The 20,140-nt window shown below is 73.4% G+C and carries 20 protein-coding genes and 3 tRNA genes; 11 read left to right on the top strand and 12 right to left on the bottom strand.

The annotated features are described in order from the left end of the window. Positions 1–21: 21 nt before the first annotated feature. Positions 22–1,044 carry a class II fructose-bisphosphate aldolase gene (gene fbaA, locus J1M37_RS05110; RefSeq protein ID WP_036341084.1) on the bottom strand — a complete coding sequence of 341 codons (1,023 nt, stop codon included), beginning with the start codon at positions 1,042–1,044 and terminating at the stop codon, positions 22–24. A gap of 255 nt (positions 1,045–1,299) precedes the next feature. Between fbaA and J1M37_RS05105 the strand changes: the two genes are divergently transcribed. Both J1M37_RS05105 and J1M37_RS05100 read left to right on the top strand, forming a co-directional pair. Next, positions 1,300–2,607, top strand: a complete 1,308-nt coding sequence (locus J1M37_RS05105) for a lipase family protein (protein ID WP_342345115.1) — start codon at positions 1,300–1,302, stop codon at positions 2,605–2,607. Positions 2,608–2,658: 51 nt separating this feature from the next. Further along, positions 2,659–3,555, top strand: coding sequence for an SMP-30/gluconolactonase/LRE family protein (locus tag J1M37_RS05100; protein WP_036316794.1), 897 nt, complete (start codon positions 2,659–2,661; stop codon positions 3,553–3,555). Positions 3,556–3,679: 124 nt separating this feature from the next. On the opposite strand, the gene J1M37_RS05095 is transcribed toward J1M37_RS05100, so the two are convergent. Together J1M37_RS05095 and J1M37_RS05090 are read right to left on the bottom strand one after the other, a co-directional pair. Continuing rightward, on the bottom strand, positions 3,680–4,354 hold the full coding sequence (locus tag J1M37_RS05095) for a TrmH family RNA methyltransferase (RefSeq protein ID WP_101967673.1): 675 nt from the start codon (positions 4,352–4,354) through the stop codon (positions 3,680–3,682). After that, on the bottom strand, positions 4,318–4,686 hold the full coding sequence (locus tag J1M37_RS05090) for a hypothetical protein (RefSeq protein WP_145950567.1): 369 nt from the start codon (positions 4,684–4,686) through the stop codon (positions 4,318–4,320). Before J1M37_RS05090 ends, J1M37_RS05095 begins: the two co-directional genes overlap by 37 nt. A 69-nt stretch (positions 4,687–4,755) precedes the next feature. Here J1M37_RS05090 and J1M37_RS05085 point away from each other — a divergent pair, with 69 nt between their 5' ends. Further along, a complete protein-coding gene (locus tag J1M37_RS05085) occupies positions 4,756–5,841 on the top strand; it encodes a magnesium and cobalt transport protein CorA (RefSeq protein ID WP_145950594.1) in 1,086 nt (361 codons plus the stop codon). Positions 5,842–5,869: 28 nt separating this feature from the next. On the opposite strand, the gene pyrE is transcribed toward J1M37_RS05085, so the two are convergent. Continuing rightward, positions 5,870–6,466: an orotate phosphoribosyltransferase gene (gene pyrE, locus J1M37_RS05080; protein ID WP_145950568.1), complete on the bottom strand. Its 597-nt coding sequence runs from the start codon at positions 6,464–6,466 to the stop codon at positions 5,870–5,872. A gap of 58 nt (positions 6,467–6,524) precedes the next feature. Here pyrE and J1M37_RS05075 point away from each other — a divergent pair, with 58 nt between their 5' ends. The 6 genes from J1M37_RS05075 to J1M37_RS05050 all read left to right on the top strand — a co-directional run bounded on the left by J1M37_RS05075 (position 6,525) and on the right by J1M37_RS05050 (position 13,342). Further along, on the top strand, positions 6,525–6,971 hold the full coding sequence (locus tag J1M37_RS05075; protein ID WP_010079606.1) for a MarR family winged helix-turn-helix transcriptional regulator: 447 nt from the start codon (positions 6,525–6,527) through the stop codon (positions 6,969–6,971). Positions 6,972–7,029: 58 nt separating this feature from the next. Further along, the gene (nadE, locus tag J1M37_RS05070; protein WP_036340250.1) at positions 7,030–7,938 is read left to right on the top strand and encodes an ammonia-dependent NAD(+) synthetase; all 909 of its coding nucleotides are present in this window, start codon (positions 7,030–7,032) and stop codon (positions 7,936–7,938) included. A 44-nt stretch (positions 7,939–7,982) separates the two neighbouring features. Continuing rightward, positions 7,983–8,810 carry an exodeoxyribonuclease III gene (locus tag J1M37_RS05065; protein ID WP_036340253.1) on the top strand — a complete coding sequence of 276 codons (828 nt, stop codon included), beginning with the start codon at positions 7,983–7,985 and terminating at the stop codon, positions 8,808–8,810. Positions 8,811–8,828: 18 nt separating this feature from the next. Beyond that, a complete protein-coding gene (locus J1M37_RS05060; protein ID WP_206452224.1) occupies positions 8,829–9,731 on the top strand; it encodes a hypothetical protein in 903 nt (300 codons plus the stop codon). A gap of 114 nt (positions 9,732–9,845) precedes the next feature. After that, complete coding sequence (locus J1M37_RS05055) at positions 9,846–11,669, top strand: glycoside hydrolase family 13 protein (RefSeq protein WP_206452223.1); 1,824 nt, start codon at positions 9,846–9,848, stop codon at positions 11,667–11,669. Between the two features lie 206 nt (positions 11,670–11,875). Then, positions 11,876–13,342, top strand: coding sequence for an amino acid permease (locus J1M37_RS05050; protein WP_206452222.1), 1,467 nt, complete (start codon positions 11,876–11,878; stop codon positions 13,340–13,342). An 82-nt stretch (positions 13,343–13,424) separates the two neighbouring features. On the opposite strand, the gene J1M37_RS05045 is transcribed toward J1M37_RS05050, so the two are convergent. Further along, a complete protein-coding gene (locus tag J1M37_RS05045; RefSeq protein WP_206452221.1) occupies positions 13,425–15,284 on the bottom strand; it encodes a BCCT family transporter in 1,860 nt (619 codons plus the stop codon). Between the two features lie 201 nt (positions 15,285–15,485). Between J1M37_RS05045 and J1M37_RS05040 the strand changes: the two genes are divergently transcribed. Further along, positions 15,486–15,752 (top strand): hypothetical protein, encoded by a 267-nt coding sequence (locus tag J1M37_RS05040; protein WP_206452220.1) that lies wholly within the window; start codon positions 15,486–15,488, stop codon positions 15,750–15,752. Between the two features lie 7 nt (positions 15,753–15,759). Here the strand turns inward: J1M37_RS05040 and J1M37_RS05035 are convergent, their stop codons facing one another. The 4 genes from J1M37_RS05035 to J1M37_RS05020 form a co-directional block, all read right to left on the bottom strand. Beyond that, positions 15,760–16,374 carry a cysteine hydrolase family protein gene (locus tag J1M37_RS05035; RefSeq protein ID WP_115165509.1) on the bottom strand — a complete coding sequence of 205 codons (615 nt, stop codon included), beginning with the start codon at positions 16,372–16,374 and terminating at the stop codon, positions 15,760–15,762. 92 nt (positions 16,375–16,466) lie between these two features. Continuing rightward, positions 16,467–16,542 (bottom strand) — tRNA-Phe (locus J1M37_RS05030). A 72-nt stretch (positions 16,543–16,614) separates the two neighbouring features. After that, a tRNA-Asp gene (locus J1M37_RS05025) sits at positions 16,615–16,688 on the bottom strand. A gap of 116 nt (positions 16,689–16,804) precedes the next feature. Continuing rightward, positions 16,805–16,877 (bottom strand) — tRNA-Glu (locus J1M37_RS05020). Between the two features lie 125 nt (positions 16,878–17,002). Here J1M37_RS05020 and J1M37_RS05015 point away from each other — a divergent pair. Continuing rightward, a complete protein-coding gene (locus tag J1M37_RS05015) occupies positions 17,003–17,398 on the top strand; it encodes a metallopeptidase family protein (protein WP_002856128.1) in 396 nt (131 codons plus the stop codon). 7 nt (positions 17,399–17,405) lie between these two features. On the opposite strand, the gene J1M37_RS05010 is transcribed toward J1M37_RS05015, so the two are convergent. The 3 genes from J1M37_RS05010 to J1M37_RS05000 all read right to left on the bottom strand — a co-directional run bounded on the left by J1M37_RS05010 (position 17,406) and on the right by J1M37_RS05000 (position 20,023). After that, a complete protein-coding gene (locus tag J1M37_RS05010; protein ID WP_342345117.1) occupies positions 17,406–18,320 on the bottom strand; it encodes a universal stress protein in 915 nt (304 codons plus the stop codon). After that, positions 18,239–19,402, bottom strand: coding sequence for a spermidine synthase (locus J1M37_RS05005; protein WP_342345114.1), 1,164 nt, complete (start codon positions 19,400–19,402; stop codon positions 18,239–18,241). Before J1M37_RS05005 ends, J1M37_RS05010 begins: the two co-directional genes overlap by 82 nt. Before the next feature lie 126 nt (positions 19,403–19,528). Further along, complete coding sequence (locus tag J1M37_RS05000; RefSeq protein ID WP_020625366.1) at positions 19,529–20,023, bottom strand: GNAT family N-acetyltransferase; 495 nt, start codon at positions 20,021–20,023, stop codon at positions 19,529–19,531. Between the last annotated feature and the right edge of the window lie 117 nt (positions 20,024–20,140).

Below are 20,140 nucleotides of genomic sequence, written 5' to 3'. Positions count from 1 at the left end.
CCGGTGCGGCGGACGGCGGGGTCAGCCGATGCTCTTGCCGGCCGAGTTCAGCTCGGTGCAGGCCTGGACCACGCGGGCGGCCATGGCCTCCTCGGCCTTGGCGCCCCACACGCGGGGGTCGTACTGCTTCTTGTCGCCGACCTCGCCGTCGACCTTCAGGACGCCGTCGTAGTTCTCGAACATGTGCCCGGCCACGGGGCGGGTGAACGCGTACTGGGTGTCCGTGTCCACGTTCATCTTCACGACGCCGTACTCCACCGAGTCGGCGATCTCCTGGGCGGCGGAGCCGGAGCCGCCGTGGAACACGAGGTCGAACGGGCGCTCCCTGCCGAACTTCTCACCCACGGCCTGCTGGATCTCCTGCAGGATCTCCGGGCGCAGCTTCACGTTGCCTGGCTTGTAGACACCGTGCACGTTGCCGAAGGTCAGCGCGGTGAGGTAGCGACCGTTCTCGCCGAGGCCGAGTGCCTCCACCGTGGCGATGCCGTCCGCCACGGTGGTGTAGAGCTTCTCGTTGATCTCGTGGGCCACGCCGTCCTCCTCGCCGCCCACGACGCCGATCTCCACCTCGAGGATCTGCTTGTTGGCGTGGGTGCGGGCGAGCAGCTCGCGGCCGATCCGCAGGTTCTCCTCGAGGGTCTCGGCGGAGCCGTCCCACATGTGGGAGTTGAAGATCGGGTCGCGCCCGGCCTTCACCTCGGCCTCGGAGGCGTCCAGCAGGGGCAGGACGAAGTCCTCGAGCTTGTCCTGGGGGCAGTGGTCCGTGTGCAGGGCGATGTTCACGGAGTGCTTCTTGGCGACCTCGCGCGCGAACGCGGCGAACGCCAGCGAGCCGGCGACCATGTCCTTCACGGAGGAGCCGGAGAAGTAGGCGGCACCGCCGGTGGAGACCTGGATGATGCCGTCCGAGCCGGCCTCGGCGAAGCCGCGGATGGCGGCGTTCAGGGTCTGGGAGCTGGTGACGTTGATCGCCGGGTAGGCGAAGGCGCCGTTCTTGGCGGCGTCGATCATCTCGGCGTACTTCTCCGGGGATGCGATGGGCATGCTGCAGCTCCTAGGCGTCGTCGACTCAGGCAGGCGGGGGAGCGCGGCGGGCGCGACACCCTCGGGCTCATCCTATCCGCGCGGCCGGACCCGCCCCAGGGCCCCGGGCCCGACGGCGACGCCAACCTGGGCACGGCCCCGTCGCTGGCCTAGGGTGAGCTGCGTCACATCTGCATCCCAGAGACCGGAGACCACCATGGCCCCCGTACGCCGCCCCTCCCGCGCCCCTCCCGCCCCCTCGCCCTGGCCGCCGCCGTGGCCGTCGTCGCCGGGTTCGGCGCGCCGCACGCGGCCCTGGCCCAGGAGTCCGCCCCGGCCCCCGACGCGCCGGAGGTGAGCTCCGCCGTCGAGGACCTCTCGCAGCCGGCCACGACGGCCGAGGACGCCCGCTGGAACGCGGCCCGGGACGCCCTGGCGGCCGCCTCGGCCGACGACCCCTTCTACCTGCCGCCCACCACCCTGCCCTCGACCCCCGGCGCCCTGATCCGCACCGAGCCCACCGCCTTCTACCTGGACCCGGTGCGACTGGTGCAGGTGCCGGCGCACGCCACGCGCATCATGTACGCCTCGCAGGACGCCCAGGGCCGACCCATCGCCGTGACCGGCACCGTGCTGACCCCCACCGCCCCGTGGACGGGCGCCGGCGAGCGCCCCGTGATCGGCTACGCGGTGGGCACCCAGGGCGCGGCGGACCGCTGCGCCCCCTCCCGCACCCTCTCCACCGGCGTGCAGTACGAGGGCGTCGGGATCACGTCCCTGCTGAGCCGCGGCCACGCCGTGGTGGTCACCGACTACGAGGGCCTGGGCACCCCGGGCACGCACACCTACATGGTCCGGGAGGCCCAGGCGCACGCCGTCCTCGACGCGGTGCGCGCGGCCGCCCAGGTGGCGGGGTCGGGCGTCACCGCGACCGCGCCGGTCGCGCTCGCGGGCTACTCGCAGGGCGGCGGGGCGGCCGCGGCCGCGGCCGAGCTCGCGCCCGACTACGCCCCGGAGCTGGACCTCAAGGGCGCCTACGCGGGCGCCCCGCCGGCCGACCTCGTGCAGGTCGCGGGCCGGATCGACGGCGGTCTCTACGCGGCCTTCCTGCTCTACGCGATGGCCGGGCAGCTCGCCGCGTACGACGTGGACCCGGCCACGCACCTCAACGAGACCGGCCTGACGGCCCTCGACGGCGCGGCCGAGACCTGCCTGGCAGGCAGCCTCGCCTACGCGCACCTCGACTCCGCCACGCTGACCCACACGGGGCAGGACTTCCCTGAGCTCGTCCGCTCCGACGCCGAGCTGGCCGGGATCCTCGCCGAGCAGCGGATCGGCGCGCAGGGCCGCCGTCCCGATGTGCCGGTGATGATCGCGCACTCCGTCACGGACGACGTCATCCCGTACCGCGCCGGCCGCGACCTGGGCCGCCGCTGGTGCGCGGAGGGCGCGCGGGTGCGCTTCGACCCGCTCCTCACCCCGACCCACGTGGGCGGCCACGTGGCCTCCCTGCCGCGGATGGGGGCGTTCCTGGACGCGACCCTCGCCGACCGCTGGACCGCCGACTCGTGCGGGTGGTTCTGAGCCTCGGCTAGCGTCGGGGCCAGGACCGTCCCGCCCACCGAAGGAGCAGTCATGCGCGCCGAGCAGGTCACCGATCCCATCGCCTACCACGGCGAGGGCCCCGTCTGGGCCGCCTCCTGGGGCGCCGCCGCCGAGGGCGTGACCGCCGGCGGCGGCCTGCGCTGGGTGGACATGCTCGCCGGGGACGTCCTGTCCCTGCGCGCCGACGGGACGGTGGACCGCACGCACGTCGGCGACGTGGCCGCCGCGCTGCGCCCGCGTGCCGGGGGCGGCGCCGTCGTCGCGGTGGAGCGGGGCTTCGCCCTGATCTCGCCCGAGGGCGAGCTGACGACGCTGCCCGAGCTGTGGGGCGCGGACGCCGGGATCCGCATGAACGAGGGCGGCTGCGACCCGGACGGCCGGTTCTACTGCGGCACCATGGCGTACGCCAAGACCCCCGGCGCCGCGAACCTCTACCGGCTCGCCCCCGGACCCGACGGCGGCGCCGGCGAGGTGGACGTCGTGCTGACCGGCGCGACGACGTCCAACGGCCTCGAGTGGAGCCCGGACGGCACACGGGCCTACTACAACGACACCCCCACACGGCAGGTGGCCGTGTTCGACTACTCCCGCGAGGAGGGCCTGACGAACCGCCGCGTGCTCGTGGACGTGCTCGACGGGGAGGGCAAGCCGGACGGACTCACCGTGGACGCCGAGGGCGGGGTCTGGGTGGCCGTGTTCAGCCACGGGCAGATCCACCGGTACACGCCCGAGGGGACGCTCGACGAGGTGGTCGAGGTGCCCGTGCAGAAGACCACGGCCTGCACCTTCGGCGGCGACGACCTCGGCACCCTCTACATCACCACCTCCTGGGAGAACATGGAGCGCGGCGAGGACCCGTTGGCCGGGGCCCTGTTCGCCGTCCGCCCGGGGGTGACGGGCCTGCCGGCCCGGCCCTTCGCGGGCTGAGGCCGTCACGCCGCACGTCGTCGGCGCGGTCCTGCGCGGTCCTGCGCCGTTCTGCGCGGCGAGCCAGACGAATCTGCGGTCCAGAGGCTCCTTTCAGCGCGGAATCGTCTGGCTCGCGCCGGACTCAGGGGACGGCCGCGTGCTGCCGAATCCACGCGTGCATCGCGATGCCGGCGGCCACGCCCGCGTTGATCGAGCGGGTGGAGCCGTACTGCGCGATGGACAGCACCGCGCTCGACGCCGCCCGCACCTCCGCCGAGAGTCCCGGCCCCTCCTGCCCGAAGACGAGCACGCAGGCGCGCGGGAAGTCGAAGGTCTCCACCGGCACCGACTCGGGGAACAGGTCCACGCCGAGCACGGGCAGCCCCTCCCCCGCCGCCCACTCCGTGAACGCCGCCACCGTCTCGTGGTGGCGCACGTGCAGGTAGCGGTCGGTGACCATGGCGCCGCGCCGGTTCCAGCGGCGCCGCCCGATGATGTGCACCCCGGCGGCGTTGAACGCGTTGGCGGTGCGTACGACGGTGCCGATGTTCAGGTCGTGCTGCCAGTTCTCGATGGCCACGTGGAACGGGTGGCGCCGCGCGTCGAGGTCCGCGACGATCGCCTCGAGGCTCCAGTAGCGGTAGTGGTCGAGCACGTTGCGGCGGTCGCCGTGCGCGAGCAGCTCCGGGTCGTAGCGCGGGTCCTCCGGCCACGGGCCGAGCCACGGGCCGACGCCGACCTCGCGGGGCGCGGCGCCGTCCTCGGCCGGCGCGGGCTCGCTCAGCGGCCGGCCTCGGACCGGTCGACGGCGGCCCACGCGGCCCCGGCGGACACCGCGGCCACGGAGAGCACCGCCGGCCACGCACCGATCTTCTTGGCCAGCGGGTGGGAGGCGCCGAAGCCGCCGAGGTACAGGGCGGCCAGGCCCCCGGCGACGGCCGGCCCACGCGTGGCCAACCACGTCCGGCCGGCATACAGGCCGGCGGCGGCCAGCACGACACCGCCGATCGGCCGGATGCCGGTCTCACGGGCGGTCAGGTAGCCGCCGATCAGACCGAATGCGGTGACCGGGGCCGTGGAGACGGCGTGGGCGGGGAGCAGGGTCTTGCCGTCGCGGACGACGGGCGGGGCATGGCGCGGAGTCTTCATGGCGCCACCGTAGCGCGCGCATCCTGGAATCCGCCGGGGACCGCCGTCGGGGAGAATGTCCGGGTGAGCATGATCGACAACGCCGTGTACGTGGACGGGCGGCGCGTCCACGCCCCCTCCACCCTCGAGGACACCTGGGAGGAGTGCGAGCGCACCGGAGGCATGGCCTGGCTGGGCCTGTACCGCCCGGACGTGGCCGAGCTCCAAGCGGTCGCGGAGGAGCTGCGCCTGCACCCGCTCGCCGTCGAGGACGCCCTCGCCGGAGGCGAGCGCGCCAAGCTGGACCGCTACGGCGAGGACTCGTTCATGGTCCTGCACCCGGCCCGCTACGTCGACCGCACCGAGACCGTGGAGTTCGGCGAGCTGAGCGTCTTCACCGGTGAGCACTACGTGGTGACGGTGCGTCACGCGGAGGAGCCGGACCTGGCCGCCGTGCGACGGTCCCTGGAGACGGAGGGCCGCGAGCGCCTCGCGATGGGGCCGTGGCAGGTCACCCTGGAGATCCTGGACCGGGTCGTGGACGACTACTTCCCCGTGGCCGACGGCCTCGAACAGGACATCGAGGAGATCGAGGGCCAGGTCTTCGCCGGCGACGGGCACGTCTCCCGGCGCATCTACCAGCTCTCCCGCGAGGTGCTGAACTTCCAGCACGCCATCCGCGCGCTGCCGTCCATCGTGGAACAGCTCCAGGAGGAGGTGCGCACCCGCCTGCACGAGGACACCCGCCGCCTCGACGCCGACGGCCTGCCCCGGCGCGACGACGCCCACGCCTGGGAGGACGAGGAGCTCAGCGATCAGGCGCGCCTCGAGGTGGAGAACCTGCGCCGCCTGCGTGACGTCCACGACCACACCGTCCAGATCAACGAGCGCGTGACGACCATGCGCCAGATGCTCCACAGCGCCCTCGAGCTGGACTCGACGCTGGCGTCGAAGCGGCTGTCCGAGCAGTCGATCGCCCAGAACGAGCAGGTCAAGCAGATCTCGTCCTGGGCGGCGATCATCTTCGCGCCGCAGCTGGTGGGCTCGGTCTACGGCATGAACTTCGACGGCATGCCCGAGCTGCACTGGACGTTCGGCTATCCGTTCGCCCTGGGACTCATGCTGGCGGTGGCCCTCACGCTGTTCGTGCTGTTCAAGCGCGCGGACTGGCTCTAGGCGGGCGGCGCGCGGGGCAGTCCGAGGCTCAGTCGAGGCCGAGCTCGTCCTTGCCGAACGCGTACAGGTACGGCACGTCCGCCTCCTCGGCCACGCGCTCGGCGGCGCCGGTCGCACGGTCCACGATCACAGCCACGGCCTGGACGTCGCCGCCCGCGTTGCGCACGCCCTCGACGGCGGTCAGCGCGGAGCCGCCCGTCGTCGAGGTGTCCTCCAGCACGACGACGCGGCGCCCGTCCACGCTCGGGCCCTCCACCTGCCGGCCCATGCCGTACGACTTCTGCGCCTTGCGCACCACGAACGCGTCGAGCGCGCGGCCCGCGGCGCCGGCCTGGTGCATCATCGCGGTGGCCACGGGGTCGGCGCCCATGGTGAGACCGCCCACGGCGTCGAACCCGATCCCGTTCTCCTCGAGCAGGCGCAGCATCACGCGGCCGATCAGCGGGGCGGCCTCGTGGTGCAGGGTGACGCGACGCAGGTCCACGTAGTAGTCCGCCTCCTTGCCGGAGGACAGGGTCACCCGGCCGTGCACCACGGCCAGCTCCTGGATGAGCTGCTTGAGCCGCTCGCGGTCCTGCTCGGGCGTGGGGACGGTGGGGGTCTGCGCGTCGGTCATGCCGCCCATGCTAGTGCGGGCCCGGCCACCCCTGCCGCTTCCGTCCCGGCCTGGCTAGGCTCGGGTTATGAGCGAGATTCCGCACGATGACACCGCCGTCCAGCACCCCTCCGGCCTGCCCCTGGCGCACTGGCTCACCCTCACCGAGGGCCTGATCGCGGCGCGCGTGGCCGAGAGCCTCGAGGAGCACGGCCTGACCCGCGCCCAGTGGCAGCTGCTGAACACCCTCACGGTGGCCCCGCAGTCCCGTGCCGAGCTCGAGGCCGGCTTCGAGGAGGAGCAGCGCGGCGCGGTGTCCGGTCAGATCGAGGAGCTGGTCGAGTCCCACTGGGTGACGGTCGAGGGCGACCTCTACACCCTCACCGCCACGGGCCGCACCGCGGGCGCCCGCGTCGGCGAGGCGGTCGAGGCCCTGCGTGCCGAGGCGACGGCGGACGTCCCGCGGGACCAGATCGACGACGCCGTCCGCGTCCTGCGCCGCATCGCCCGCAACCTGGGGCACCCGGACGCGTGAGCCGCCGTCGCCGGTCGCCCCTGTCCCCGTGCGCGGCGCCGGTCCTACGCTGACCGGCATGCGTGAACTCCAGCAGCGGATCATCGCCGAGCAGTGCGTCCTCCCTGAGATCGACCCCGCGGCCGAAGTCGAACGGCGCGTGGCCTTCCTCGCCGACTACCTCGCGGCCACGGGCGCGTCCGGCTTCGTCCTGGGCATCTCCGGCGGCGTGGACTCCACCGTGGGCGGCCGGCTGGCCCAGCTCGCCGTCGAGCGTCGCCGCGCCCAGCTCGGCGTCACGGACGCCGTCGCCCTGGGCGGCCCCGACACCACTCCGCCGGGTGAGGCGGGGGTGGGCGCCGACGTCGTGCCCTCCCGCGAGAACCCCCGGTTCACCGCCGTGCGCCTGCCCTACAAGGTGCAGCACGACGAGGCGGATGCCCGGGCGGCCATGGACTTCGTGGGTGCGGATCAGGACGTCACCCTGAACATCGCGGAGGCCGTGCAGGGTCTGGCCGCCGCCTTCGCTGAGGCCGTGGGGGAGCCGATCTCGGACTACAACCAGGGCAACGTGAAGGCCCGCATCCGCATGACGGCCCAGTACGCGGTGGCCGGCGCCCACGGGCAGCTGGTGATCGGCACGGACCACGCGGCCGAGGCCGTCACCGGGTTCTACACGAAGTTCGGCGACGGCGGCGCGGACGTCCTGCCGCTGGCCGGCCTGAACAAGCGGCAGGTGCGGGCGCTGGGCCGCGAACTCGGAGCCCCCGAGCCCCTGTGGAACAAGGTGCCCACCGCGGACCTGCTGGACGGCACGCCGGGCCAGACGGACGAGGCCGAACTCGGGATGACGTACGAGGACATCGACGACTACCTCGAGGGCAAGGACGTCCCGACCGAGGTCGCGGAGAAGCTCGAGGGCATCTGGCTCCGCAGCCGCCACAAGCGCACCACGCCGGTGACGATCCACGACGACTGGTGGCGCTGAGGCGCCGATCCCACGGTGTCCGCGCCCTTCGATAGCCTGGCCGGGTGAAGATCGCCACCTGGAACGTCAACTCCCTCCGTGCCCGCGCCGACCGCGTCGAGGCCTTCCTCGAGCGCCATGACATCGACGTCCTGGCCATCCAGGAGACCAAGTGCCGGGACGAGAACTTCCCGTGGGAGCTCTTCGAGCGCGCCGGCTACGAGGTGGTCCACAACGGCACCTCGCAGTGGAACGGCGTGGCCATCGCCTCCCGCGTCGGCCTGAGCGACGTGCAGCGCGGCTTCCCCGGCCAGCCGCACTTCGGCAAGGGCGGCGTGGACCCGCAGGAGGAGTCCCGCGCCATCGGGGCGACCGTGGGCGCCGAGGCGGCCGACGGCGTCGCCCCGGTCCGCCTGTGGAGCCTCTACGTGCCCAACGGGCGCGGCCTGGAGAACGAGCACATGGGCTACAAGCTCGAGTGGCTGCGCGTGCTCCAGGAGCACGCGGCCGCTCGCCTCGCCGAGGACCCGGACACCCGGCTCGCCCTGGCCGGCGACTGGAACATCGCTCCGCAGGACGAGGACGTGTGGGACATCGAGCTGTTCCAGCGCGAGGGCTACACGCACGTCTCCCCGGCCGAGCGCGCGGCGTTCCACGCGTTCGAGGACGCCGGGCTGGTGGACGTGGTGCGCCCGCGCCACCCCGGCCCCGGCGTGTACACGTACTGGGACTACACGGGCCTGGCCTTCCCCAAGAAGAAGGGCATGCGCATCGACTTCCAGCTGTGCTCCCCCGCCCTCGCACGGACGGTCACGGACGCCTGGATCGACCGCGAGGAGCGCAAGGGCAAGGGCGCCTCGGACCACGCGCCCGTGGTCGTCGAGCTGGGCTGAACCACGGACGAGCCCGCGATGACCCACGACGACGGCGGCCCGCCCCCGGGTGTCGCGCGCGGCACCGCGCACCTGCGCGTCTTCCAACCGCTGGCCGCGTTCCCGGACGCGGTCCAGGCGCGGCTGATCGCCGGCGGCCACCGCACCCGTGCCGAGGTCGAGGCCGAGGCGGCCGAACGGGCCCGGCGTCGCCTGGCCCGGCCCGTGGCCGACCCGTTCCCGGAACCCGGTGAGGACGACCTGGTGCGGGTCCTCCAGGACGAGCACCGCTCCGCCTTCTACTGCCCGGACGAGCGGGGCCTGCGCGCCGAGATGGCCGCGGCCATGCTCGAGGAGACGATGCTGCCGCGGCTGCACGAGGCCGCCATCCCGCCGGCGGCGCGGGCCATGAACCGCGGCCGCGCACTCGTGGCGCTCGAGGAGGAGTGGGGCCTCTCCCCCGACCCGGACGCGGCGGGCGAGGACCCGCACGGCGAGGACGGCGCGTCGGACCACCACCGCGTGCAGACGCGCACCGCCACGTGGGGTGTGCCGCACGGCTGGCTCACGGTGTTCGACCCCGAGGAGGCCGTGCAGCGCCTCGTGGACGGCGAGCGCACGGCGTACCGGCGCGCGCCGATCGTGGCCGCCCGGGAGCGGGCCGGGCACGCGGCGGCGGTGCTCGCGCGGCACGCCCCGGATGCGGAGCTGATCGGTGAGCTCACGGTGATGGTGGAGTGGCTCGGCGCGTTCCACCCCGACTCGTGGGTGGAGTTGGACTACGGCGGCCTCACGCGGCATGTGTGGCCGGACGACTCCGTCTTCGACCTGTGGACGCTCATCGACGCGCTCGAGGAGGGCGACGAGGCGACCGCCGGCGTCGCACAGGAACGACTGAACCGGCGCTGGGCCGCCGTCGGGATGCTGGCCAGGCTGACCTGAGCCGGCCGCCGGCGCACCGGGGTGGGGCCGACCCGGGTGCTCGAGACGCACACCACGCCGCCGACGCCGCCCACGCGGGGCGCGCGCCCCGGCGTCGGGCCTAGGGTGGATCCCATGACCACGCAGCGCCTGAGCACCCCGCCCTCGGAAGCCCGGAACCGGCCCGTCACCCCGTGGTGGGTGGACGCCGTGATCTACCAGGTGTACCCGCGCTCCTTCGCGGACGCGGACGGGGACGGCATGGGCGACCTGCGCGGCGTGACCTCGCGCCTCGACTACCTGGCCCAGCTCGGCGTGGACGCGATCTGGCTCTCGCCCTTCTACCTCTCCCCGCAGCACGACGCCGGCTACGACGTCGCGGACTACCGCGCCGTGGACCCGCGGTTCGGCACGCTCGCGGACGCGGACGAGATGATCGCCGCCGCGCACGAGGCCGGCATCCGCGTGGTCGTGGACCTCGTGCCGAACCACACCTCGTCCGAGCACGCGTGGTTCCAGGCCGCCCTGGCCGCCGGCCCCGGCTCCCCCGAGCGCGCCCGCTACCACTTCGCCGAGGGCCGCGGCGAGCACGGCGAGCTGCCCCCCAACAACTGGGAGTCCACGTTCGGCGGCGGGGCCTGGACCCGCGTGACCGAGGCGGACGGCACCCCGGGCCAGTGGTACCTGCACCTGTTCGACACCACGCAGCCGGACCTGAACTGGGAGAACGAGGAGGTGCGCGAGGAGTTCCGCTCCATCCTGCGGTTCTGGCTGGACCGCGGCGTGGACGGCTTCCGGGTGGACGTGGCCCACGGGCTCATCAAGCAGCCCGGCTACCCGGACGCCGAGCACTCCCGCATGGGCATGGTCACGGACGCGGGCGAGGACGCCGACCCCACGTTCGACCCGGACACCTTCGAGCCGCTCACCCCGTTCATGGACCAGGACCGCGTCCACGAGGTCTACCGGGACTGGCGGCGGGTCCTGGACTCCTACGACCACGAGCCGATGATGGTGGCCGAGGCGTGGGTGGCCCCGCTCTCGCGCATGTTCCGGTACGTCCGCCCCGGCGAGATGCACCAGACCTTCAACTTCACCTACCTCATGGCCGGCTGGGACGCCACGTCGCTGACGCACGCGATCGACCGGTCCTTCGAGCAGGCCGGCCGCGTCGGCGCCCCGAACACCTGGGTGCTCTCGAACCACGACACGGTGCGCCACGCCTCCCGCTACGGCCTCGCGGACCCGAGCTCCTACCCCGCCGGCATCACGGCCGAGGACGAGCAGCCGGACGAGGCGGTCGGCCGCCGTCGGGCCCGCGCCGCCGCGATGGTGGAGCTGGGCCTGCCCGGCTCCGCGTACATCTACCAGGGCGACGAGCTGGGCCTGCCCGAGCACACCACCCTCGCCGCCGAGCATCGCCAGGACCCGTACTTCTTCCGCACGGACGGCACGGAGCCCGGCCGCGACGGCTGCCGCATCCCTCTGCCGTGGGCCGCCGACGAGCCGTCCTACGGCTTCTCGACCCCCGCGGACGGCGACGGCCCCGCGTCCGCCGCCGAGGGCGTCGCCGCGCCGTGGCTGCCCCAGCCCGCGTCCTTCCGAGCGCTGGCGGCGGACCGGCAGGTCGGCGTCGAGGGCTCCGTGTTCGAGCTGTACCGGCGTCTGCTGCAGATCCGCGGCGAGCTCGACCTGGGCACGGGCACGTTCGCGTGGTCCGAGCACCACGACCCCGCACGCGGGGTGCTGGCGTTCACGGTCACCTCGGGCGGTGGCCGGCACCTGGGCTCGGGCGAGCCGATCCCGGCGCGCACCGTGCTCGTGATGGCGAACCTGTCGACCGATCCCGTCGACCTGCCCGCGGGCCATTCCCGGGCCCTGTTCTCCCTCGAGGAGGCAGAGGCCGTGCAGGACGGGCAGCTCGCGCACGACGCCGCCGCGTGGCTGCTCATGGACTGAGCCGGGCACGCCCCGGGACCCGCCGGGGCGCCACAGATCTTCCGCGAGGAATCAGCGGTGGCCGAGGCCACATCATCCGGCACGGTCGGATGAACTCGACGTAACGTCCACGATGACTCGCATCACACCGGACAAAGTGGCATGAACGCTGTGTCACGAGTCACCATGGCGTGTCCTGATCCACCCCCTTCGAGCGGAGACTTCACGTGAGCACCTCCCCCTCCGGCTCCCGCGTCGCCGAGCCCGACGCGGCCACCACGGACCGCGGGCAGCTGCACCGCGGCCTGAGCCAGCGGCACATCATGTTCATCGCCCTGGGCACGGCGGTGGGCACCGGCCTCTTCTACGGCTCGGCCGGCGGCATCCAGGCCGCCGGGCCGGGCGTGATCCTGTCCTTCCTCGTCGCCGGCGCCGCCGTGTTCCTCGTGATGCGCGCCCTCGGCGAGATGACGCTCCGTGAGCCCGTCTCCGGCTCCTTCGCCGCCTATGCCTCCCGTTATCTCGGCCCCTTCGCCGGCTACGTGACCGGCTGGACCTTCGTCTTCGAGCTGGCCGTCGTGATCATCGCGGACACCGCCGCCATCACCACGTACATGGCGTTCTGGTTCCCGGGGGTCCCGGCCTGGGCCTGGGTCGCGGCCACGATCCTCGTGGTCGGCCTGATCAACTTCACGCACGTCGGCAACTTCGGTGAGGCCGAGTTCTGGCTGACGCTCGTGAAGGTCGGGGCCATCGTGGCGATGATCTTCGGCGGTGTGATCCTGCTCTTCACCGGCGCCTCCACCGCGGACGGCACCCAGGCGAGCCTGGCGAACCTCGTGGACCACGGCGGATTCCTGCCGCACGGCATCCTGGGCGTGCTGACCGCGCTCACCATCGTGACGTTCTCCTTCGGCGGCGTCGAGACCCTCGGCGTGGCCGCGGGCGAGGCCAAGAACCCGGAGAAGGTGCTGCCCAAGGCCATCAACACGGTGCCGATCCGCATCCTGTTGTTCTACGTGCTGACGATGGCGGTCATCATGGCCCTCGTCCCCTGGAACCAGGTGGACGGCAAGGCCAGCCCGTTCGTGCAGATCTTCGAGGGCCTCGGCGTCCCCTTCGCCCCGCACCTGCTGAACTTCGTGGTGCTCACGGCCGCCGTCTCCGCGATCAACGCCTGCATCTACGCGTCCGGTCGCCTGCTCTACGCGATGGCCCACGACGGCCAGGCGCCCCGGGCCTTCACCCACACCAACCGCGGCGGCGTGCCGTGGCTGTCCGTGGCCGTGATGCTGGGCGTGATGGTGCTCGGCGCGGTGCTGATCACCGTGGACCCGAACGCCTTCAGCCTGGTGGCCGGCGTCGCCTCGTTCGCCGTGGTGCTGACCTGGGCCATGATCTTCCTGTCCCACCGCGCCATGCGCAGGCGCGTCGCGGAGCAGGGCGCGGAGCCGTCCCCCTTCCCCATGCCGCTGGGCAACGTCGGCACCTACCTGGGCCTGGCGTTCGTGGCCACCGTGGTGATCACCATGGCTACCATCCCGGATTCGCGCCAGGCGCTCATCATCGGTCTCGTGTGGGTCGCGGTCCTGACCCTCGCCTGGTTCGTCACGGGCACCCGCACGTCGGCCGCGGCCCACAGCCGCACCGGCACCCTGCCGGTGGTCCGCACCCGCCAGTCCCACGAGGACTGACCCCCACGACGACGACGGCCCCTGTCCCGCGCGGGACAGGGGCCGTTCTCGTTGGGGCCGGGAGGGCGCCCGGGGGCGGACGTCAGTGCTCGTGGCGGCGCAGCCGGGTGCGGCGGGACCCCTCCGAGGCCGGGACGCCGGCGGCCGCATCGGCGATCCGCTGCTGGTGGTCCCGGCTGAGCGAGGCCCACCACTGCGAGGCCGCCACGGGGCCGGCGTCGACCACCTCGTCGTCGTCGGACTCGAGGCCCAGGCGGTCCTTGATGGAGGCCAGCATGGCCTGACGGCGCACCGCCTCCACCCGCGCCACGGAGTAGCCGAGCGAGCGGAACGTGGCCAGGCAGATCAGCAGCATCAGCACGGAGAACGGCAGGCCGATGGTGATGGCCAGGACCTGGATCGCGGACAGGCCGCCGGCGGCCAGCAGGGCCGCGGCCATGAGCGAGGTGGCGATGGCGAAGAAGATCTTCACCGTGGCCTTCGGGTTCACGTCGCCGCCGGTGGCGAGCATGCCCATCACCAGCGAGCCCGAGTCGGCGGAGGTGATGAAGAAGATGCCCGAGAGGATGATGGCGCCGACCACGAGCATCATGCCCGCGGGCAGCTGCTCGAGCACCTGGAAGAGCGCGGTGTTCGAGTCGATGGCGCCGTCCGCGCCCACCACGGAGGTGTACCCGGCCGGGCGGGTGGTCTCGAGGAAGATCGCGGTGCCGCCCAGGATGCCGAACCAGACCACGCAGACCAGGGTGGGCACCAGCAGCACGCCGGCGATGAACTCGCGCACGGTGCGACCGCGCGAGATGCGGGCGATGAAGATGCCGACGAACGGCGTCCAGGACATCCACCAGCCCCAGTAGTACGCGCTCCAGCCGGCCTGCCACGCGTCGCCCTCGGCGCCGTAGAACGCGGAGACGTTGAGCGAGTTCGCGAAGAAGTACTGCATGTAGGAGCCGAGGGACTGCACCATCTCCTTGAACAGGAACGCGGTGGGTCCCACGATCGCGATGAACAGCAGCAGGCCGGCGGCCAGGATCAGGTTGGTGTTGGACAGCCACTTCATGCCGCGCTCCACGCCGGAGACCACGGTGTAGAGCACCACGCAGGTGACCGCGCCGATCATGGCGTACTCGAGCCAGGGGCTGTCCTCGGGCACGATGCCCAGCGCGCGCAGGCCCGCGGACATCTGGGTGACCCCGAGGCCCAGCGAGGTGGCCACGCCGAAGACGGTGCCGATGAGGGCGATGTTGTCGATCAGGTGGCCCCAGCCGCCGCGCACGCGGCGCTCGCCGATCAGCGGCTCGAAGGCCCAGCGCAGCGCGAGGGGACGGCCGCGCCGGTGGATGGCCAGCGCGACCGCCACGCCCACCACCGCGTAGATCGCCCAGGGCTGCAGGCCCCAGTGCAGGAACGTGGTGGCCAGCGCCGACTGGGCGGCCTCCGCCTGGGTGGGGTTGGCGGCCGCCACGTCGGGCCGCGGATCGGTGAAGTGCATGAGCGGCTCGGTCATGCCGAAGAACACGAGGCCGATGCCCATGCCCGCCGCGAAGAGCAGGGAGAACCAGGACAGCGTGGAGAACTCGGGCTTCTCATCGGGCTTGCCCAGCGTGATCCCGCCCTTGCGGGAGAACGCGAGGTAGCCGCAGAACAGCACGAAGAACAGAGCGACGAGCGCGTACCACCACGAGAAGTTCGTGATGATGGCCTGCTGGACCAGGCCGATGCCCACGGTCATCTGGTCGGGGGCGAGCAGCGTGGCCCCCACGAAGGAGAGCACGATGACCGCGGAGGGCCAGAACACCCACGGCAGCAGGACGCGGTCGCGGGCGGCCGCGGCGGAGGTGGCAGGGGCGACGCCGGCGTCGGGGGCGGTCGCCGAGGACGGATGGTTCCCGGGTTGCTCGGGGATCATGGGCTCGGTCGAGGGCGGTGTCGGATCGCTCATCCTCCCGACCTTACGTGGTCCCGCACGCCGGCTCCCTGCCTGAGACGCGGCCGAGTGGACGGTCTCACCCGGTGGGGTGACCGCACCCACGGCCCCGGCGCGGGCGTCCCCTGGTGAGGCGTGGGCGGCCTCACTAGGGTGTGGGGCACCACGACGACGGCGGCGCCGGATGGGCCCGCCCGCGAGAGGAAGGACCGCACCATGACCGACGTCCCCTTCGAGGACCGCGAGGACGAACGAGAGCTCGAGACGGACCTGCTCGCCGATCCCAACGCCGCCGGCGACCCCGAGCCGGAGGACGGCCGCGACGGCCAGCCCGTGCGCGGCGGCTCGGACGACCCGCAGCACTGGGCCGGGGAGGGACGTGCCCCGGACTCCCTTCGCAATGCGGAGTCCGCCGCCATGCACATCGAGGAGGACGCCCTCGTCCGCACGCGTGCGGACGAGGGCGACGTCGAGATCCTGTGACCGCCCCTCAGCCCCGGTCGGGGACGAGGCCGGTGCGCAGGAGGGTGAGCGCCTCGTCCTGCCCGAGGAGCGGCTGACGCATCTCGGCGCGGAGGAAGTCGAGCATCGCGGCGGCCAGCGCCGGCTCTTCGGAGGCGATCGCGTCCGTCGCGATCGCGGCGTGGAAGTCGAGGGCGAACGCGGCCGTGGCGGTCTCGGCGATGCAGCTGTGGGTGGAGACGCCGCACAGCAGGAGCCGATCCACCCCGCGGCCCCGCAGCTCGGCCGCCAGTCCGGTGCCGTGGAAGGCGGAGTCCCGGGTCTTCACGACCTCGACGGCGTCCGGGGCGGCCGCCGCGACCCCGTCGAGCAGAGCGGCCTGCCGGGTGCCCGGGAAGGCGAAGCCCTCGCCGTCGGCCAGCATGTTCAACGTCCACGTGGAGCGGTCCCGCGCGTGCTCGGTCCGCACCAGGAAGACGGGACGGCCGGCCTCGTGCGCGGTCCGGAGCAGTTCCACGACCGCCGCCGTCAGCTCGGCCTGATGGGCGGCCAGCGCGGGATGCTCGAAGTAGCTGTGCTGGACGTCGATCACCACCAGCGCGGTCTCGCCGCCGGTCGCGCGGGGGGAGGGGGAATCGGGCATCGACCCAGTGTGCCCACCGCGTCGCCGCCTGTCAGCGGCCCGTCGCCCCGGACGACGAAGGCCCCCCGCGTCTGCGGGGGGCCTTCTCGAAGTGGTGGCTCCGACCGGCGTCGATCCGGTGACCTTACGATTTTCAGTCGTACGCTCTACCAACTGAGCTACAGAGCCCGGCGACCTTCGTCACCAGGACCATGCGTCACCGGACTCCGTTTCCGAATGCCGGTGATCGGACGATCCGAGCGACCCTGACGGGACTTGAACCCGCGACCTCCGCCGTGACAGGGCGGCGCGCTAACCAACTGCGCTACAGGGCCATGTTCTGTTGTTCTCGCCGCTTTCGCAACGAGTGGAAACTCTAGCAGAGCCTCCGAGCGTCGTGCAAATCCACGCTCTACGTGCCGTTCCGGCCGCCGAGGGCGGCCGTTCTGCGTACCCCCAACGGGATTCGAACCCGTGTCGCCGCCGTGAAAGGGCGGTGTCCTAGGCCTCTAGACGATAGGGGCAGGTCCGATGTCGAGATTCCCGAGGTGGACCCTGGGAGTCTATGGTGGCCGCACACCCTCCGGCAAGTCCGGCCGCCGGCCGGCCGCCCTCCGCACCGCGGAGCCCCGCACCCCCAGGAGCCGCCGTGGACCACCGCCCGTCGCCCGAGCAGCCCGCCGCCACGTGGATGAGCGAGCAGGAGTTCGACGACGCCGTCTCCGCGGCCCTCACCCGCATCCCGGACGAGCTGGCACGGCTGCTGACGAACGTCGTCGTGGTGGTGGAGGACGAGTACGAGCCGCAGCGCTGGGAGGACCCGGCCACCGAGCTGTTCGGCCTCTACGAGGGCGTGCCGCTGACCGAGCGCGCCGAGTTCGCGTGGCAGATGCCGGACCGGATCGTGGTGTTCCGCGGCCCGCTCACCCGCCACTGCACCTCCCGCGCCGAGCTCGAGGACGAGATCACCGTCACCGTCATGCACGAGGTGGGGCATTTCTTCGGCATCTCCGAGGAGCGCCTCCACGAGCTCGGCTGGGGCTGAGCGCCGGTCAGGACTCCGGCTGGTCCTGGACCGGGCCGAACGAGGCGCGGCGGCCGAGGCGGACGTCCTCGCGGAACGGGACGACGAGCACCGGGCCCTTCGCGTGGTCCGCGACGCCGCGGCTCGTGGAGCCGACGATCGCACCGGCGAAGCCGCCCAGACCGCGCGTGCCCACCACGGTGAGGCAGGCGGTGGCGCTCTGGTCCACCATCACGTCCACGGGGGTGCCGTCCACGAGCTCGGTGAGGACCTCGAGGCCGGGGAACTCGGAGCTGATCCACGCGGCGCCGGCCTCGAGACGCTCCCGCAGCTCCCGCTCGCGGGCCTCCTCGTCCAGGCTGACCGCCAGCCACGCGGCATTCGCGCCCAGGGGCGGGACGGCGCACACGAGCTTCAGCGGGGCCTGGCGGAGGCGGGCCTCCTCAGCGGCCTCGAGAGCGGCGGCACGGCCCTGCTCGGAACCGTCGACGCCCACCACGACGGCGGTCCTGTCCCCCGCGCGGCTGGCCTCGACCCCGGCGGGGATGATGGCGACCGGGCAGTGCGCGTGGCCGGGCAGCGCGGCGGCCACCGAGCCGAGCAGGCGGCCCATGAAGCCGCCGCGGCCGCGCGCGCCCGAGACGAGCAGGGAGGCCTCGGCGGAGAGCTCCACGAGGACGCCGGCCGCGTCCCCGATCTCCACACGCAGCTCCGGACGCACCCCGTCGGCGTCGAGCTTGCCGGCGACCTCCTCCAGGAGGGCCTGCACGCCCTCGCGGAGACGGGAGTCGTCCAGGACGGCGCCGCCGGCGTCCGCGCCGTAACCCCAGTACGCGGGGATCGAGTAGGCGGTGACGAGGGTCAGCGGCTCGCCGCGCAGGCCGGCCTCGCGCTGGGCCCAGCGGGCGGCGGAGACGGACTGGTCGGAGCCGTCCACACCCACCAGGACGCCGAGCGGTGCGTCCTCACGGCGGGTGGCGGCGGGCTGGGTCTGGGCGGACATGGCGACCTCCTCGAGTCGGACTCGACGGGCCCCGGGCGGACCCGGCCGAGTGCCTCCAGTCTACGCCTCGGGGCCCGGGACGAGTCCCGTGATCCCGGGCGCGACGCCCGCGGGGAAGCCGCGTGGATCCTCCGCGAGCCGGGCCGGGAAGGCGTCCATGCGCAGGGCACGGGCCAGGCGGTCGCGGGGGTCGGAGCCGGGCTGCTCAAGGGGCGGGCCACGGGGGCGTCCGAGGCCGCCACGATGACGTTGCCGCGGCGCCGCCCCTTGAGCATGGGCGGATCCGCGATCACCTCGACGTGCTCGAACGCGGCGACGACGGCGGCCACGTCCGCCCGCACCGACGTCAGGTCCGGCCCGCCGCCCACGTTGAGCACGTACAGCCCGCCGGGGGCGAGGACCCGCGCGGCGGCGCGGGCCGCGTCCAGGCCGGTGAGGCCCGGCGGGGTGATGTGGCGGGCGCCCGTCAGGTCCGTGGGGTCCGGGGCGAAGACGTCGCGGATGATCAGGTCGCGGCTGGCCGGGTGGGCCGTGGCCAGGACCTCGGCGGCGTCGGCCACGCGGATGCGCAGGGCCGGGGCGCGGGGCAGGCCGAAGCGCTCACGCGCGAGGGCGGCCAGGCCGGCGTCGATCTCCACCGCGGTCTGGTGGGAGCCCGGGTACGCGTGGTCCACCCAGCGGGCGAGCGCGCAGCCCGCGCCGCCCAGGTGCAGGGCCCGCAGGGGCGTGGGCTCCGGCCAGTGCGCCCGGACGGCCGCGGCGGCCCAGCGCATGTACTCGAAGGCCATGCGCTCGGGGCGCTCGGGGTCCAGCGGCGAGGACTCGACGCCGTTGACGTAGAGGATGAACGCGCCCGGCTCGAAGGCGTCCTCGCGGATCTCGGCGGTGCCGTGGGTGATCGCGTGGACGCCGGGGACGATCCCCTCCGGCTCCGCGGCCCGGCCGCGCCGGGCGGCCGACCCCCGCGACGACGAGGACGCCGCCGACGACCGACCCGACGACCGACCCGACCGCCGGCTCACGCCCCCACGCCTTCGTTCGGGAAACGGGAGCCTCCAGAGGCGCCTTCGTTCGGGGAACGGGAGGTCCCCCGACCGCTTCCGTTCGAGGAACGGGAGCCCGACGCCCGCCCGGAGCGAGTCCGCCGCTCAGCCACGACGCACCATCAACTGCTCGTGCAAGCCCGCCCACGGCCCGGTCATGGGCTCGGGCCCACCCTCGGGCGCGAAGCCGTGCTTCGCGTAAAAGGCCACCGCGCGCGGATTCTCGGCGAGCACGCGCAGGACCGCCGGACGCTTCCCGACGACGGCGTCCAGCAGGAGCGCACCCAGGCCCGTGCCGTACGCCTCAGCCAGGACGTAGAGCGCCATGAGCTCGAGGTCGGGCAGGCCCCCGCCCTGGCTGCGCCGCGGGCCCGCGAGCGCCATGCCGAGCAGCCGGCCGCCGTCGTCGGCGACCCACAGCTCCCGGTCCGAGCCGACCAGCGCGGCCCACCCCGGGACCTGCTCCGGCACGCCCGCGTCCACGGCGTCCAGGTGCGCGGCGGGCAGCAGCCCGCCGTAGGCCTCGCGCCAGGCCTGTGCCTTGACGCGCAGCAGGGGCTCGACGTCGTCGGACGTGGCCGGTCGCACGGTGACGGCCATGGCGGACCTCCTGGGCATGTGGGGCTCCCGTTCCTCGAACGAAAGCGGTCGGGGGACCTCCCGTTCCTCGAACGAAGGTGCCTCCCGAGGCTCCCGTTTCTCGAACGGAAGTGGGGG

Source organism: Micrococcus sp. KRD012, from assembly GCF_017168555.1.
GTDB lineage: Bacteria > Actinomycetota > Actinomycetes > Actinomycetales > Micrococcaceae > Micrococcus > Micrococcus luteus.
This window is presented reverse-complemented; position numbering and strand designations above follow the sequence as displayed.

Excerpts from the sequence above, each read along its gene's own strand:
- fbaA (WP_036341084.1), bottom strand. The coding sequence starts at position 1,044 with ATGCCCATCGCATCCCCGGAGAAGTACGCCGAGATGATCGACGCCGCC.
- pyrE (WP_145950568.1), bottom strand. The coding sequence starts at position 6,466 with ATGGGCGGCATGACCGACGCGCAGACCCCCACCGTCCCCACGCCCGAG.
- J1M37_RS05055 (WP_206452223.1), top strand. The coding sequence starts at position 9,846 with ATGACCACGCAGCGCCTGAGCACCCCGCCCTCGGAAGCCCGGAACCGG.
- J1M37_RS05100 (WP_036316794.1), top strand. The coding sequence starts at position 2,659 with ATGCGCGCCGAGCAGGTCACCGATCCCATCGCCTACCACGGCGAGGGC.
- J1M37_RS05060 (WP_206452224.1), top strand. The coding sequence starts at position 8,829 with ATGACCCACGACGACGGCGGCCCGCCCCCGGGTGTCGCGCGCGGCACC.
- J1M37_RS05090 (WP_145950567.1), bottom strand. The coding sequence starts at position 4,686 with ATGAAGACTCCGCGCCATGCCCCGCCCGTCGTCCGCGACGGCAAGACC.
- J1M37_RS05040 (WP_206452220.1), top strand. The coding sequence starts at position 15,486 with ATGACCGACGTCCCCTTCGAGGACCGCGAGGACGAACGAGAGCTCGAG.
- nadE (WP_036340250.1), top strand. The coding sequence starts at position 7,030 with ATGCGTGAACTCCAGCAGCGGATCATCGCCGAGCAGTGCGTCCTCCCT.
- J1M37_RS05075 (WP_010079606.1), top strand. The coding sequence starts at position 6,525 with ATGAGCGAGATTCCGCACGATGACACCGCCGTCCAGCACCCCTCCGGC.
- J1M37_RS05000 (WP_020625366.1), bottom strand. The coding sequence starts at position 20,023 with ATGGCCGTCACCGTGCGACCGGCCACGTCCGACGACGTCGAGCCCCTG.
- J1M37_RS05035 (WP_115165509.1), bottom strand. The coding sequence starts at position 16,374 with ATGCCCGATTCCCCCTCCCCCCGCGCGACCGGCGGCGAGACCGCGCTG.
- J1M37_RS05045 (WP_206452221.1), bottom strand. The coding sequence starts at position 15,284 with ATGAGCGATCCGACACCGCCCTCGACCGAGCCCATGATCCCCGAGCAA.
- J1M37_RS05085 (WP_145950594.1), top strand. The coding sequence starts at position 4,756 with ATGATCGACAACGCCGTGTACGTGGACGGGCGGCGCGTCCACGCCCCC.